The 14,416-nt window shown below is 57.9% G+C and carries 12 protein-coding genes; 8 read left to right on the top strand and 4 right to left on the bottom strand.

Annotated features, from left to right (window positions below; genetic code table 11):
* Window positions 1-64: 64 nt before the first annotated feature.
* Window positions 65-1,165 (bottom strand): alkene reductase, encoded by a 1,101-nt coding sequence (locus DYL61_RS03340; protein WP_135307197.1) that lies wholly within the window; start codon window positions 1,163-1,165, stop codon window positions 65-67.
* Window positions 1,166-1,313: 148 nt separating this feature from the next.
* On the opposite strand from DYL61_RS03340, the gene DYL61_RS03335 reads away from it, so the two are divergent.
* Entirely contained in the window at window positions 1,314-1,901 is a 588-nt protein-coding gene (locus DYL61_RS03335; protein ID WP_135307308.1) for a TetR/AcrR family transcriptional regulator, read from the top strand.
* A 158-nt stretch (window positions 1,902-2,059) separates the two neighbouring features.
* On the opposite strand, the gene gcvA is transcribed toward DYL61_RS03335, so the two are convergent.
* Entirely contained in the window at window positions 2,060-2,998 is a 939-nt protein-coding gene (gene gcvA, locus DYL61_RS03330) for a transcriptional regulator GcvA (protein ID WP_135307196.1), read from the bottom strand.
* A gap of 186 nt (window positions 2,999-3,184) precedes the next feature.
* Between gcvA and DYL61_RS03325 the strand changes: the two genes are divergently transcribed.
* The 3 genes from DYL61_RS03325 to DYL61_RS03315 all read left to right on the top strand — a co-directional run bounded on the left by DYL61_RS03325 (window position 3,185) and on the right by DYL61_RS03315 (window position 5,111).
* Window positions 3,185-3,958 (top strand): SDR family NAD(P)-dependent oxidoreductase, encoded by a 774-nt coding sequence (locus tag DYL61_RS03325; RefSeq protein WP_135307195.1) that lies wholly within the window; start codon window positions 3,185-3,187, stop codon window positions 3,956-3,958.
* A 39-nt stretch (window positions 3,959-3,997) separates the two neighbouring features.
* Entirely contained in the window at window positions 3,998-4,375 is a 378-nt protein-coding gene (locus tag DYL61_RS03320; protein WP_135307194.1) for a carboxymuconolactone decarboxylase family protein, read from the top strand.
* A 67-nt stretch (window positions 4,376-4,442) separates the two neighbouring features.
* The gene (locus DYL61_RS03315; protein WP_135307193.1) at window positions 4,443-5,111 is read left to right on the top strand and encodes a cupin domain-containing protein; all 669 of its coding nucleotides are present in this window, start codon (window positions 4,443-4,445) and stop codon (window positions 5,109-5,111) included.
* A 371-nt stretch (window positions 5,112-5,482) separates the two neighbouring features.
* Here DYL61_RS03315 and DYL61_RS03310 read toward each other — a convergent pair whose 3' ends face one another.
* A complete protein-coding gene (locus DYL61_RS03310) occupies window positions 5,483-6,751 on the bottom strand; it encodes a tyrosine-type recombinase/integrase (protein WP_135307192.1) in 1,269 nt (422 codons plus the stop codon).
* Between the two features lie 152 nt (window positions 6,752-6,903).
* A complete protein-coding gene (locus tag DYL61_RS03305) occupies window positions 6,904-7,818 on the bottom strand; it encodes a LysR family transcriptional regulator (protein WP_135307191.1) in 915 nt (304 codons plus the stop codon).
* Window positions 7,819-8,065: 247 nt separating this feature from the next.
* Between DYL61_RS03305 and DYL61_RS03300 the strand changes: the two genes are divergently transcribed.
* The 4 genes from DYL61_RS03300 (at window position 8,066) to pgm (ending at window position 14,369) form a co-directional block, all read left to right on the top strand.
* Window positions 8,066-9,088 carry a zinc-dependent alcohol dehydrogenase family protein gene (locus DYL61_RS03300; RefSeq protein WP_135307190.1) on the top strand — a complete coding sequence of 341 codons (1,023 nt, stop codon included), beginning with the start codon at window positions 8,066-8,068 and terminating at the stop codon, window positions 9,086-9,088.
* A 706-nt stretch (window positions 9,089-9,794) separates the two neighbouring features.
* The gene (locus DYL61_RS03295; protein WP_238704517.1) at window positions 9,795-11,219 is read left to right on the top strand and encodes a hypothetical protein; all 1,425 of its coding nucleotides are present in this window, start codon (window positions 9,795-9,797) and stop codon (window positions 11,217-11,219) included.
* Window positions 11,216-12,622 (top strand): aminotransferase-like domain-containing protein, encoded by a 1,407-nt coding sequence (locus DYL61_RS03290; RefSeq protein ID WP_135307189.1) that lies wholly within the window; start codon window positions 11,216-11,218, stop codon window positions 12,620-12,622. Before DYL61_RS03295 ends, DYL61_RS03290 begins: the two co-directional genes overlap by 4 nt.
* 103 nt (window positions 12,623-12,725) lie before the next feature.
* Window positions 12,726-14,369 (top strand): phosphoglucomutase (alpha-D-glucose-1,6-bisphosphate-dependent), encoded by a 1,644-nt coding sequence (gene pgm, locus DYL61_RS03285; RefSeq protein WP_135307188.1) that lies wholly within the window; start codon window positions 12,726-12,728, stop codon window positions 14,367-14,369.
* The last annotated feature ends 47 nt before the right edge of the window (window positions 14,370-14,416 follow it).

The raw sequence follows: 14,416 nt of genomic DNA, 5'->3' as shown, positions 1-14,416 counted from the left end.
CTCTTTTTCAGGAACATGAATTAGGATTGATACGCGAATAAAACCAGGCTCGATCAATCAGTGCCTAGTGGGCTGTAGCGCTTGATTCAGCCAGCGTCGGGTAGTCGATGTAGCCCGCCGCACCGCCGCCGTAGAGGGTGGCGGGATCAAAGGCAGACAGCGGCGCACCGGCCTTGAGGCGCTCCACCAGATCCGGGTTGCCGATAAACGGGCGGCCAAAGGCGATGAGGTCAGCCTTGTCCTGCGCAAGGCTCGAGGTGGCCAAGTCCTGGTCATAGCCATTGTTGGCGATGTAGGTGTTCTTGAAGCGTTGGCGCAAGGCGTCGAAATCAAAGGGCGCCACATCGCGTGGCCCACCGGTCGCGCCTTCGACGACGTGCAGGTAAACAATGTCGAGCGCATTGAGTTGGTCTACGATGTAATCAAACTGAGCCTGGGGCTCACTGCTCGACACACCATTGGCGGGCGAGACCGGCGACAGGCGAATGCCGGTGCGGTCCGCGCCAATCTCGGCGACCACTGCGGCCGTCACTTCCAGCAGCAGACGCGCACGGTTTTCGATCGAGCCGCCGTAGGCATCGGTACGCTGGTTGGCGTTGTCCTTGATGAACTGATCGAGCAAATAGCCGTTTGCACCGTGAATTTCCACGCCGTCGAAGCCTGCCGCAATGGCGTTTGCCGCTGCTTGGCGGAAGTCGTTGACGATGCCTGGAAGTTCGTCGAGTTCGAGCGCGCGTGGCTCGGACACGTCGGCAAAGCCGTTATTGACGAAGGTCTTGGTCTGGGCACGGATGGCCGACGGCGCTACGGGCGCTGCACCGCCCGGTTGCAGGTCCACATGGGAGACCCGGCCAACGTGCCACAGTTGCGCAAAAATCTTGCCGCCCTTGGCGTGCACCGCATCGGTGACCAGGCGCCAACCGTCGATCTGCGCCTGGGTGTAAAGACCGGGTGTGTCTTGGTAGCCCTGGGCCTGTGCCGAGATCTGTGTGGCTTCGGTGATCAGCAGTCCAGCCGAAGCGCGCTGGCTGTAGTAAGTGGCTGCGAACTGGCTGGGCACCAGGCCAGTGCCTGCGCGGTTGCGCGTCAGCGGCGCCAGCACGATGCGGTTGGCGAGTGTGAGTGAACCCAAGGTAAAGGCAGTAAACAGATTCTGATCGGTCATGTGATGTGTCTTCTTTGGCTAGGACTGAAGATGAATTTGGCGTGTCTTTATGATGGTGATCACAATCTAAGCTGTCAATAATTTTGATTGCGACCAACATCTATGTACTATGGACGCATGATTTTTGAGCAGAACCGAGGTATTGCAGGTGAGAGTGACCAAAGCCCAGGCGCAGGCAAATCGCGAGCACATCGTCGAGACGGCCTCTGCGTTGTTTCGTGAACGAGGGTTTGACGGCGTAGGTTTGGTGGATCTAATGGGGGCTGCTGGATTCACCCATGGCGGCTTCTACAAACATTTTGGCTCAAAGGCCGATTTGATGGCCGAGGCGTCAGTCAGCGGTCTTTCCCGCTCGCTGGCCAGCACCGAAGCGCTTGATATTCAGGCGTTCGTCGATATTTACGTGTCGAGGAGACACCGCGACGGGCGTGCCGACGGGTGCACCATGTCGGCCCTGTGTGGAGATGCGGCGCGTCAGCCGGATGAGTTGAAGAACGCCTTCGCCGATGGAATAGAGCGCATGCTGCAAACGCTGGTGGAAAAGTATCCGGCCGTCGAAGACGCTGCGCCGGGCGAGACGAGGGCGAGGATGATGGACGTCCTGGCTCATGCTGTGGGCGCGATCATGTTGTCGCGTGCGTGTCCGGATGACTCGCCGCTTGCTGATGAAATACTCGAGGTTTGCCACGCCCGTATATCGGCCTCCTTACCGGTATCGCCAGCGAGTGAGCCATAGGCTGGGCAGCCGGAAGACCTCAAGTGCGCCTGGCGATGCAGGCGCGTCTGTGAGGGTCAGATAGCGGTGGTCAGGTAGCCGCCATCGACCGGCATAACCACGCCAGTCACAAATGAGCGAAGCTGCGGTAGCTGGCTTCACTCTTCCCCCTAATAGAACTATGTCAATCCATCGCGAGATCCAAGCGATGAATCAGCCTCCTCAAATAACCAATCTCGAAAGGCTTTCAATCTCGGCAAGCTTGCACATTCCGGGCGATAGACAACGTAATAGGCCAATGGAGAGACAAACTGAATGCCTGGAAACAAGCGAATCAGTCGGCCAGCAGCCAGATCATCTCGGGCCATAACGCTTCGAGCAAGTGCGATACCCTGCCCATCTATCGCCGCTTGAAGCACCGCTGCACTGTTGTTGATCTTCATGCCCCGGCGTGTCGATACATCTTTCATCGCCGCCATACTAAGCCAAGTATCCCAGGTCGTGAACTCGGCGCTCCCGTCCATCGATAGGTCGTGGATCAGCGTTTCATTGGCCAGTTCGGCCAGAGTGTTCAAACAATCCGGCGTGGTTTTCAGCTGAGGTGAGCAAACAGGGAAGATGTCCTCATCCATCAGTTTTTCTGCGATAAGGCCAGGCCATTGGCCGGCCCCATATCGCACTCCGATATCTATTCTGTGAGCCAGGAAATCTACCGCTTTGAGCTGCGCATCAAGCCGAACGTCGGTATCTGGCCAGGCGGCATGGAAGCGCTCGATTCGCGGTAACAACCATTTAGCAGCAAAGGCGGGACTGACCGTGACAGTTAGAACCCCGTTAGGTGAGCTCTCTCTCATCCGCTCTATCCCTAACGTGAGCCGCTCGAATCCGGCCTGAATGTCGGGAAGCGCACGCTCAGCAGATTCCGTAGCAACCAACCGTGCCTTTCCGCTGGTGCCTCGATGAAACAGAGGCGTACCTAGCCACTGCTCAAGAGTACGGACTAACTGCCCTACGGCTGCGGGGGTGACGTTTAACTCCTCAGCAGCGGCAGAAAAGCTTTGATGCCGGGCACTGGCTTCAAAGGCCCTCAGTGCGTTGAGATGAACGGGCGCGGCCATTACGGAAAACCTTTTCTTTATCGTACAGATACTTTATCTCGTTTGTTCAGCTATCGGTAGAGGACAATAATTCACTCATACCTAAGCAGCAGATGGTGGACTGAACGGTTGTAATTCATGTTTTAAAGGCTGGAAACTGGTTCTCGGTTTTTTGCATGGCCTCACTCAATTTTTTGGATTATTAAAATGAGCAATCAATTCATCGGAAAGAAATTGTTAGTCGTTGGCGGTACCAGTGGCATGGGGCTGGAAACCGCCCGACTCGTACTACAGCAAGGCGGTAACGTAGTTATCGTGGGCAGTCGCGCAGAGAAAACCGAGCAGGCTCGCCAAGAACTGGCATCAATAGGGACTGTAAGCGCGCTCACCGCAAACCTGAGCGATCCAGCAGGCCTTGCGACGCTGTTGCAGGAAATTGATCAGTGCCACGCTGACCTGGATCTTCTGGTCAACGCGGCGGGCGTATTCTTCCCTAGGCCTTTTCTAGAGCATCAGGACGCTGACTACGATCAGTACATGCAACTGAACAAAGCCTCCTTCTTCATCACCCAAAAAGTCGCTGCTAACCTCGTCGCCAAGGGGAACCCCGGCGCCATCGTCAATATCGGCTCCATGTGGGGCAAGCAGGCAATCGCCGCCACCCCGTCTTCCGCCTATTCGATGGCTAAAGCTGGCTTGCATTCGCTGACTCAGCACCTGGCGATGGAGCTTGCATCCAAGCATATCCGCGTTAATGCCGTATCACCCGCGGTGGTACAGACGCCAATCTACGAAGGGTTCATTCCTAAAGCTGAGGTTCATTCCGCGCTGCAGGGCTTCAACAGCTTCCACCCAATCGGACGAGTAGGTACTCCTGAAGAGGTGGCCGAAGTAGTTGCTTTCCTGCTCTCCGACAAGGCCAGTTGGGTCACCGGCGCTATCTGGGACGTCGATGGCGGCGTTATGGCCGGTCGCAACTAACTTGAATCCGGGCATGCCTGCTGAGGCAGGCGTGCTCGATTGCTATCACTTGAATTTCTTGGAGACACTGCAACGACGCAAGACTGGAATGCCTATCGCGACGCTCTTCTTGACCGCGTTGGTGAATACGCGAAACAAAGCCCCGATGTGGTGCGTGGTTTGACGACGATGGACGGCGCAGCTGCCAAGACTGGCCATCTGGATGCCAAGACGCATGAGTTGATCGCCTTGGCTGTGGCGGTGACTACCCGCTGTGATGGCTGTATCAGCGTCCACACCAAGAAGGCTGTCGAACATGGCGCAACCCGGGGCGAGATTGCCGAGGCGCTAGACGTAGCCATCGCGCTCAATGCGGGCGCTGCATTGGTGTATTCGGCAAGAGTCCTGGAAGCGCACGCTCAACTGCCTGCTGCTTGAGAATCGATACGCGGCGACGGTGATCACCGTCGCCCAATACCTGCATTCAATTCGCTGGAGAACAGCCGTGCTCATCAATGCAGACTTCACCCAGCGCGCTGCTGTCGCTACTCATGACTACAACTGGGTGGCATCGCCACAGCCAGGCGTTGAGCGAGTCATGCTTGATCGAGTCGGCGGCGAAAGAGCTCGTGCAACGAGTATTGTTCGCTACTCAGCCGGTTCCAGTTTTGCCCCTCATCAACACCTTGGTGGAGAGGAAATCCTCGTCCTTTCCGGTACGTTTGCAGACGATGACGATAGCTACCCCGCAGGCCGGTATCTGCGTAATCCTCCTGGTTCCAGTCATGCGCCTTCCAGCCCCGACGGCGCGGTCATTTTCGTGAAGCTTTGGCAGATGCCCACGGATGAGCAGCGCAAGGTGCGGATCGACACTCGGCGACCAGAGGCATGGCAACAGGCAGGCGACCGCGAGGTCTGTCAGTTACATGTTTGTGAATCCGAGTCTGTTTGTCTGGTTCGCTTATCTGCTGGTACTCTGACATTTGATTCTGCCGTTGAGCATGCTGAAGTCCTGGTCTTGTCTGGAAGTTTGGTCGAAGCCGGACGGCACTACGAAGCTGGCAGCTGGTTGCGTTTTCCGCCTGGAGAATACCCGCAGCTGCGTGCGTCGATAGAGGGGTGCACTTTCTACTTCAGAGATGGGTACCTTATTGGTCTCTCAAGCAAGGTTTAACCATGAACCATGTTTGCGCGTAATTTGTTGGGCTTGTTGGCGGTGAGATCAAGATCGTTATTTTTGCCCCGGCTCTCCTGCAGCCTCTATGTCTATATCGGTACTGCAGGAGTGCAGTGACAATTTAGCATCCGAAAAATTGGCCGCTGGTCGAAAAGCCATGCTTCATCCAGGGTGTGGGCTGAAGTGTGGGCTGGCAGGTTTCTCCAAAAACCCAAAAACGACAAAGCCCTGAAAAATCAGGGCTTTGTCGTATAAAGATGGCGGAGGCGATGAACTCCGCCAAGCTTTTCGCCCTATCAAACATTCCTCCACTCGGAGTGTTTAATCAATGAGGAGGTCTCTGGTGGGCGAATGAGCGCCCCAAGTGCTTAATCTGTTGCTTCTCGCGCTGCGTTTTGCCGCAATTGATCCAAGTAGTTGGCCCATTGCTGAGCCGCCTCCCGGCGTTGGAGGAGCAGTTGCGCGCGCGCATACACAGCACCCAGCGCGCCTGGCATGCGGTGTGACAACGACAGCTCTAGCACGATTGGATCGATGCCCAAGTGCTCATGGGCAATGGTCCGGTAGGTGGCGCGAAAGCCATGGGCAGTGATGTCGTACTCCGGCCAAATACGCTGAAAGGACTTGAGCATGGAGGTTGGATTGATGGGGCGGCCCGGATAGACCGGCGAGACGAACACCCAACCTTTGCCCTCTTCATCCACCACGCGGGTTTTATGTAGCTCGCGTAACAGAACCAAGGCTTGCTCAGGCAATGGCACGATGTGTTTGCTCTTATCCAGGTGCTTGGTCTTGCTCACCACGTAACGCCAATCGGCGCCGACTAGGTCGACGTCCTCCCAGCGCATCTGCACTAGTTCGCCAGGGCGGACCGGCAACATAACCAGCAGGCGCATCGCGGCGGCAACGCTGCCGTCGTTGCAGTCGTCCAGACGCAGGAGAAACCTGCCTAGGTCGGCTGGCCTTTCGATTGCCGGGTTGCTGGTAACGATGTGGCGGATCTTCAACTCCTCAATGTTGCTGAGCGCCACGTTGCGTTCCACCCAGCCGCGCCCCTCGGCAAAGCCCAGGACGGCACGGATGATGGTGCGCACGCGCCGGGCCATGGCCATGATGCGCTGGCGGCGCAGCTCGGTAATGATCGTGGTGATGTGCTCCAGCTTGATCTCGCTGACAGGTTTTTTGCCAATGGCAGGCAAGATGTGGTTGTTCAGCGCTCCGCTAAACCCCGAGATGGATTTGGTCACCAGTTCGGCAGACTTGAATGCCAACCATTGCTTTGCCACGTACTCAAAAGTGCGCACCTCGTTGAGGAGTTGCGCCTCGATTTTGGCGGTCTTGGCCTTGAGCGGGGCGGTATGGTTGGCAACGTCGCGGCGTGCGCCGCGGGCGATGTCGCGCGCCTCCTTCAGACCGATGTCGGGGTAAGCGCCGATGGAAAAGCGGTTTTCCTTGCCATGCAGCCGATACTTCAAGCGCCAGAACTTGGAAGGGGATTTTCCGACCTTACTCGACGCCCTAACCTCCAAGTAGAGACCAGGGACTTCGCCGTCGGCGTATTTGCCGGGTTCGGTCAGCGAGCGGATCAAGGCATCGCTGAGTTTTCGTTTGAAAACAGCCGCATTATCTGGGGGCATCGGTGGGGGCATCCTTTTTAAGGAACCGAAATTTGCCCCCAATTATGCCCCCACGAGCTCTGGATTTCATTGGATTTAGACAGGCGGCAGTAGACTGATTTGCCTTTAACATATTGTTATTAAATGGTTTTATGGAATTTGGTGGAATTCCATTACAGGCTATCGGGGTCCCCGAAAAACATCTGAATCCTGGACCGCAACCACCGCTCCCCCGGGTCATTATCCTGCGAGCCCCGCCACGCCATATGCAGCTCAAAGCTGCGCACCGGTAACGGCGGATCTTCCGCCCGCAGCCCGCCCGCCGAGGTCAGCGCTTCGGCGGCGTAGTCCGGCACGGTGGCCAGGATGTCCGTGCCTGCCAGCAACGTGCCCAGCCCGTTGAACTGCGGCACTGCCAATACCACGTGGCGCTTGCGCTCGAGCTTTTCCAGCTCTTCATCGATAAACCCACTCAAGTCACCGGCAAACGACACCAGTGCATGGGGGCGGGCGCAGAAGTCGTCCAGGCTCAGGGAGCCCGGTACGCTGTCGGCGCGCAGCAGTTTCGGCAGGCTGCGGCGCAGCACTTTGCGTTTGGCGTTGGCCGGCAGGTCGGCGGTGTAGCTGACACCAATGGAGATTTCGCCGGAGGCCAGCAGGCCCGGCATCAGGATGTAGTTGACGCGGCGTACTACCAGCACGATGCCTGGAGCTTCGGCACGCAGGCGCTTGAGCAGTTGGGGCAGCAGGGCGAATTCAACGTCATCGGACAGGCCGATACGGAACACCGCGGTGCTGGTGGCCGGGTCAAATTCGGCGGCACGGCTGACGGCGGTGGAGATGGAGTCCAGGGCCGGGGAGAGCAGGGCAAAGATTTCCACCGCGCGCGCTGAAGGCTCCATGCTGCGGCCAGTGCGCACAAACAGCGGGTCGTCGAACAGCCCGCGCAGGCGTGACAACGCCGCGCTGATGGCCGGCTGGCCCAGGAAAAGCTTCTCGGCAGCGCGGGTTACGCTGCGCTCATGCATCAAGGTTTCGAATACGATCAAGAGGTTCAGGTCGACACGACGCAGGTCGTTACGGTTCATCTTGTGTCCTGGAAGAGTCAGCAAACTTGACGAGAGCAGTCACCTAAAAACAATGACCGGCATGAATCTTACGGGGAAAGGCTGGTACTCTGCACCGGTAAATTGACTTTTCCTACGATACTTGAGGTCTATTCCTCGAATGTGGAATCAATGGTAGGCATGTCGACTATTAATGGTGACCGGTGGCCTTACCCGGAAAGCCCAGATAGAGTTCATGGCATTAGAGGTTACTTTGACGAGGTTTGCGATGTCCCGCACGATCCGTTTTCACAAGTTTGGTCCGGCCGAGGTGCTCAAGTGCGAAGAGCATGCAGCCGCGTTGCCCGCACCGGGCGAAGTGCAGGTGCGCGTCGAAGCAATTGGCATCAGTTGGTATGACATTTTGTGGCGCCAGAACCTGGCGTCGTCCCATGCACGCCTGCCTTCCGGCCTTGGTCACGAGATGGCCGGGGTGGTTGTCGCCGTGGGCGACGGCGTGGATGACTTGGTCGTGGGCGATAAAGTGGCCAGTTTTCCGGCCGAGAGCCCGAATGATTACCCGGTGTACGGCGAACAGATCGTCTTGCCCCGTTCAGCGTTGACCCGTTACCCGGATGTGTTGAGCCCGATTGAAGCCAGCGTGCATTACACGCCGCTGCTGATTGCTTACTTTGCATACGTAGACTTGGCGAGGGTCAAGCCTGGGCAGTTTGCCTTGGTGACCGACGCCAGCCACTGTGCCGGCCCGTCTTTTGTACAACTGGGCAAGGCCCTGGGTGTGCGAGTGATCGCCGCGACCAAAGACAGCGAAGAGCGTGAGTACCTGCTGTCCCTCGGTGCGGAAAAAGTCATCGTCACCGAAGAGCAGGACTTGCTGATGCAAATCAACAAGTTCACCGACAACCGTGGCGTCGACGTGGTGTTCGATGGCCTGGGCGGCCCACAGATGTCGTTGCTTGGCGATGTGCTGGCACCGCGTGGCAGCCTGGTGTTGTATGGCCTGCAGGGTGGCAACCAGACACCGTTCCCGGCGTGTGCGGCGTTCCAGAAGAATATTCAGTTCTTTGTGCACTGCATTGGCAACTTCACTGGCAAGCCTGAGCTGGGCATTATTCAGGATCAGGTGGCCTTGCAGCGCGCCCTGCGAGACATCAACCAACTGACCGCCGACCGTGTGCTCGTACCGCTGAAAACAACGGTATTTCCCTTCAACAAGTTTGTGGAAGCACACCGCTATATGGATGAGTGCCCCTGCCGCGAGCGCGTAGCGTTGCAGGTCGAAGCTGTTTAGCGCGTAGGAACATTCGCAAACAGCTGTTCCAGCCTGTTGGCGCATGGGGTAAATGCGCCAATTCACAGGGCAGGCCCGCGCTCTGCTGAACCGTTGACTTGGTGCTTCAACCCCCCTGTTACCTGCCTTCCTCCCTGACGCCGCGCCGCATTGCAGTGCGGCGTTGCTGTGTGCAGGCCATCCTCTCTTCGCGCTTGCGTTGATCTGGACTGGTTTTGGCTCCCGTTCTGTATCTGTTAATCAATATTCCAGCACTGATAATTGCGTCTTCACTTTCATCTCAAGGACTGAGCAATGATTGAATGTCTGAGACCAACGCAGGACGTACGTGCAACTAACGCTGCGGCTTTCGTGCACGCCAAGGAAAGGGGAAGCACCCTAAAAAGTTCCAATCCAATAACTTGGAAAGTTGATCGGAATTTACATTGTGGGATGCTTCTTTAATTGGGTGGTTAGGCGTGCGTAGGAACTTGTCGGAATAGTCCTAGGGCCTCTATTTAACACCTTGAAACGCCCGTATTTGCTGACTTTCCCGCTATCAGGAAGGCGGGGTTTTCGCGTGACTGGGCATCGCTGTATTTTTGTTTCCAGGTGCTAGTGTCTATTGGTCGGAGTACGGTTCAACGAGCAAATCTCCTACGCAGGCAATAGGTCGAGCAAATAGACAGTTGCTTGAAACTGATATTTCAACTCAGGTAGTAGAATTATGAGCGCTATTCACGAGCAGGCTATGAATTATGTTTACCAGCAAGTTCTGCAGCGTTTGGTCGGGCACTTTTCGCGCGAGGAACGCACGGCATTGCAATTGTTGGTCCAGCGAATCATTGTGGCGGCAGGTGGCATAGATCAGGTCGGAAGTTACAAGGTGCTGATCGCCCATGGTGGCGGTGAGGTCAGCAGCTACACCCTGGCCTTGCTGCGGGCCGCGCAACTGACCATCGCCGGCCGTGCACCGAGCACCTTTCAACTACGGGTCGCGACATTGCGCCACGCCGGGATGACCCAAGCCACGCTCGACACCCTCAATCTGGGCTACAGCCGTTTGTTTTTCCATGATGATCCGCGCGTCGAATTGCTGGTGGTGGAAAACCAGGAGGTCCAACCCTTCAACCACCAGCGTCCAGCGTCCGCCGGTGGGCGCGAGACCTGCCAGCGCAATATGTTGATGGTGGGGCACCTGACCTCTGGCGATTGTCGTGCAACGTTGTGTACCGACACCTACCTGGCGCTGGGTGATTTCTATCAGCGTGTAACTACCTGGCACGGGGGGGTGCATGCCCTGGTCAGCGGCGACTCACCGCGCAAGCAAAGACAATTGCTCGCCTGGCTCAAGAAGACCGCTCAAGGCTCCAGTCTTCCAACTGCCAACGGCCGTCCACTCTCACTCAATGGTTTATTCGCCCGAATGGGGGAGTGGAGCGACGAATACTATCGTGATGTCTATGGCGACCATTACGTGGAAAGTGCTTCACCCAGCAAGGCGAGTCATCGCCACTTGGCCTATATCGGCATCGCGGACCTGCTGGACAACATGGACCTGTCATCCACGTCCTTGTTAACGGAGTTCATGGCCTATGCACCTGACCCACTCGGGTTCCATTTCAGCCAGCCTGCGTACGCGAACCTGTTGCTGATGGCCCACCTGCGTGGCTTGCAGGCCCAATGCCTGCGAGACCTGGACTATGAAGAAGGCGTAGAAGGCTTTCTCCAGCACGCCACGGACTATATGCGCAGCCGGCAGATGCCCGATGAATTACTCTCCCAGGCCGCCACTCATGAAGGACGCATCCTGTCGAGTACGTATGCGCATCAATTCTTCGGCCTGGATGAAACCCAACTGATCTGCATGCTGTTCTCGCCATTTGTCCAGCATGGCGAGCGGCTGGAGGGCTATTTGCGCCAGTGTCATCCCGGCATGCTGGTGGCACTGCCCGAGTTGCACAAGGTATTGCAGGGCAAGGCGTCCTCCGACATGTTGCAGCAGTGGCTGGTAGACGCCAGTGGCTTGCCAATGTCTTTACTGCAACACCTTTACCGTAAACGGCCACTGGTATCTGACGGCGTGCTGTCAGCCGGCGCCGATTTTGCGACGCGAAGCAAACGGAAGGCTTTTCAATTGTCCGAGCAATGACCCGGCACGGCGAACGACAGGCCGATTTCGCATATCAGGCGGTGTATCGCTACATGATCAACCTGATCAATGAGGTGAGCACCGATGCGCGCGTGAAGCTGCCTTCTCTGCGTCAGTTGGCGGTGCGTTTGAACGTGTCGATTTCGACCATTCAATACGCCTATTCGCTGCTGGAGAAGGAGGGCAGGGTCTACTCGGTGCCGAAGTCGGGGTATTACGCCTGGCCCATTACGTTGCGCGCGCAACAGGCTGGGGACGGCGACTTGCTCGACCGCCTTTACGCAGCGAGCCGGCGGCCGGGGATGCGAGTACTCAGTGGGGATGAGCCAGCGTTGCTGGCGTCCCTGGATGGCACGCTGTTACGACTGGAGCGGGAGTTGGTGCGCCAGTACCCACGCCCGTTGCAACCCTGGACACAGGCGTGCGGTGTATGGGAGCTACGGGCCGCGTTGGCGGCACGCTACACCTCATCACCGACACGTTGCTGGCAGGCCGACGACGTGTTTATCGGTGCCGATTTACGCAGCGTACTCGACATCCTGATCGAGGTGTTGGGCCTGCGAGGCACCACAGTGATTGTCGAATCGCCGTGCGATTGGCTGGTGTTGCGACTGCTCCAGCATGCCGGTGTGCGCATCGTCGAGTTACCCTGGCTGTCAGAGCGCCGGCTGGACACGGCAACCCTCGAGCAACACTTGCGGGATGAGTCCGTCCACCTGGCGCTGCTGTCGTCGACGGTCAGCTTGCCATCGGGTATTGCCTGGACGCCCGATGACCGTAGGGCGGTCGCACATTTGCTCGACCACTACGGTTGCTGGTTGCTGGAAAACGACACGTCGGGTGAATTGAGTTTCGACCGGTCGCAGGAGCCATTACGTGATCAGGTGAACCCGGAACGGCTGATGGTGTTTTCCTCGTTCGAGAAAGTACTCGGTTTAGAAGCACCGTACGGGTATCTCCTGTCCCGGCACCTGAATGGCGAACTGCAGCGTCAGTTTTTACTGCGTTCATTTCGCCTGTCGTCGATCCGACAGCGCGCGATTGCCCGCCTGTACCAGAGCGGTCGGATCGACCGGCATTTGTGCACGCTGCGTGATCAGTTGCACGCGCAATCGATACACACGGGACAGCGCCTGGAGCACTATGTGGGGGACCAGATGACCTACCAAATGCCAGCCGCAGGTGCCACATTCTGGCTGGAAGCGAACCGGGCGGTGGATATGCGCGAAGTGTTCCAGCGGTTGCTGGCCCGGCAGGTGGTAATAGCCCCTGGCGAACTGTTCAGCCTGGGTGGCCTGCATCACCAGCACCTTCGATTGAGTCATACCTTCCAGGGGCAATCCGAGCTGGATACTGCACTGCTGGCGCTGAGCGACGCGTTGCGCCAGGCACAGATTGGGTAGTCAGTGAAATTTCTCTTTTTATCGTAGGACTTATAACGTCGCGCGGTAGTCCAAGTCCCAGTAAACTGCCTTTTTCCCGAATCCTTCTTTCCGAGGTTTATGCATGACAATCAGTCCTTTTGCGGGCAAGCCGGCGCCAGCGCAGTTGCTGGTGGATATCCCGCGACTGGTCACGGCCTATTACACCGGCCAGCCTGATGCAGCAATCTCCACCCAGCGTGTGGCTTTTGGCACCTCCGGCCACCGTGGCAGTTCCTTTGAGCTGAGCTTCAACGAATGGCATGTGCTCGCGATCAGCCAGGCCATTTGCCTGTACCGCGAAGCCCAGGGCATCAATGGCCCATTGTTCGTGGGGTTGGACACTCACGCACTGTCGACGCCTGCCGGTGCCAGCGCCCTCGAAGTACTGGCCGCCAATGGCGTACACGTGATGCTGGCCGAAGGCGACGAGTACACGCCGACCCCAGCGATTTCCCACGCCATCATTTGCTACAACCGCGGCCGTACCACCGGCCTGGCGGACGGCATCGTCATCACGCCGTCCCATAACCCGCCACAAAGCGGCGGCTACAAGTACAACCCGCCCAATGGCGGCCCGGCCGACACTCACGTCACCAAATGGATCGAAGCCAAGGCCAACGAACTGCTGGCCAACAAATTGGCCGGGGTCAAGCGCATCACCCACGCCCAGGCACTCAAGGCGGACACCACCCATCGCCATGACTACCTCAACAGCTACGTGGCCGACCTGGTCAATGTGATCGACATGGACGCCATTCGCAGCGCCGGCCTGCGCCTGGGCGTAGATCCGTTGGGCGGAGCAGGGGTGCGCTATTGGTCGGCGATTGCCGAGCATTACCGCCTGAACCTGGAGGTGGTGAACACCGAAGTCGATTCGACCTTCCGCTTCATGAGCGTCGACTGGGACGGCCAGATTCGCATGGACCCGTCGTCCAGCTACGCCATGCAAGGCTTGATCGGCCTCAAGGAACGCTTTGACGTGGCCTTCGCCTGCGACCCGGACCACGACCGTCACGGCATCGTCACGCCATCGGGTGGGCTGTTGGCACCGAACAACTGCCTGGCAGTGTCCATTGACTACCTGTTCCAGAACCGTCCCGACTGGCGCGCAGACGCGGCCGTGGGCAAGACCGTGGTCAGCAGTGGCCTGATCGACCGGGTTGCCGCGCGTATCGGCCGTCGCCTGTATGAAGTGCCGGTAGGTTTCAAGTGGTTTGCCGATGGGCTGTTCGAGGGTTCGCTGGGCTTTGGCGGGGAAGAAAGTGCTGGCGCATCGTTCCTGCGCAAGGACGGCACGGTGTGGAGCACTGACAAGGATGGCTTGATTCCGGCGCTGTTGGCGGCAGAAATGACGTCACGCAAAGGCCAGGACCCGAGCCAGATCTACCGCGGCCTGACCGATGCCCTGGGCGAGCCGTTCGCGATTCGTGTCGACGCCAAGGCCACGCCAGCGCAGAAAGCGCTGCTGGGCAAACTGTCGCCGGATCAGGTGACGTCCACTCAGTTGGCCGGGGAAAGCATCCAGCAGATCCTCAGCCATGCGCCGGGTAACAACCAGGCGATTGGCGGCTTGAAGGTGATGACTGAGAACGGCTGGTTCGCCGCACGCCCATCGGGCACCGAGGACATCTACAAGATTTACGCCGAGAGTTTTATGGGTGAAGATCACCTCAAGCACTTGGTGGAAGAGGCCCAGGTATTGGTAGACGGCGCAATCTCCGCCTAACACCGCAATCCCCCCTGTGGAGTCGGGCTTGTGTGGGAGGGGGCTTG

The sequence above is a fragment of the Pseudomonas nabeulensis genome (assembly GCF_004682045.1).
GTDB classification, from domain to species: Bacteria; Pseudomonadota; Gammaproteobacteria; order Pseudomonadales; family Pseudomonadaceae; genus Aquipseudomonas; species Aquipseudomonas nabeulensis.
The sequence above is the reverse complement of the archived record's forward strand: the minus strand, read 5'-3'. Positions and strand labels throughout refer to the sequence as shown.

Coding starts and splice junctions, on each gene's coding strand:
- DYL61_RS03310 (WP_135307192.1), bottom strand. CDS start 6,751: ATGCCCCCAGATAATGCGGCTGTTTTCAAACGAAAACTCAGCGATGCC.
- DYL61_RS03295 (WP_238704517.1), top strand. CDS start 9,795: ATGAGCGCTATTCACGAGCAGGCTATGAATTATGTTTACCAGCAAGTT.
- gcvA (WP_135307196.1), bottom strand. CDS start 2,998: ATGGCCGCGCCCGTTCATCTCAACGCACTGAGGGCCTTTGAAGCCAGT.
- DYL61_RS03305 (WP_135307191.1), bottom strand. CDS start 7,818: ATGAACCGTAACGACCTGCGTCGTGTCGACCTGAACCTCTTGATCGTA.
- DYL61_RS03300 (WP_135307190.1), top strand. CDS start 8,066: ATGTCCCGCACGATCCGTTTTCACAAGTTTGGTCCGGCCGAGGTGCTC.
- DYL61_RS03340 (WP_135307197.1), bottom strand. CDS start 1,165: ATGACCGATCAGAATCTGTTTACTGCCTTTACCTTGGGTTCACTCACA.
- pgm (WP_135307188.1), top strand. CDS start 12,726: ATGACAATCAGTCCTTTTGCGGGCAAGCCGGCGCCAGCGCAGTTGCTG.
- DYL61_RS03325 (WP_135307195.1), top strand. CDS start 3,185: ATGAGCAATCAATTCATCGGAAAGAAATTGTTAGTCGTTGGCGGTACC.
- DYL61_RS03290 (WP_135307189.1), top strand. CDS start 11,216: ATGACCCGGCACGGCGAACGACAGGCCGATTTCGCATATCAGGCGGTG.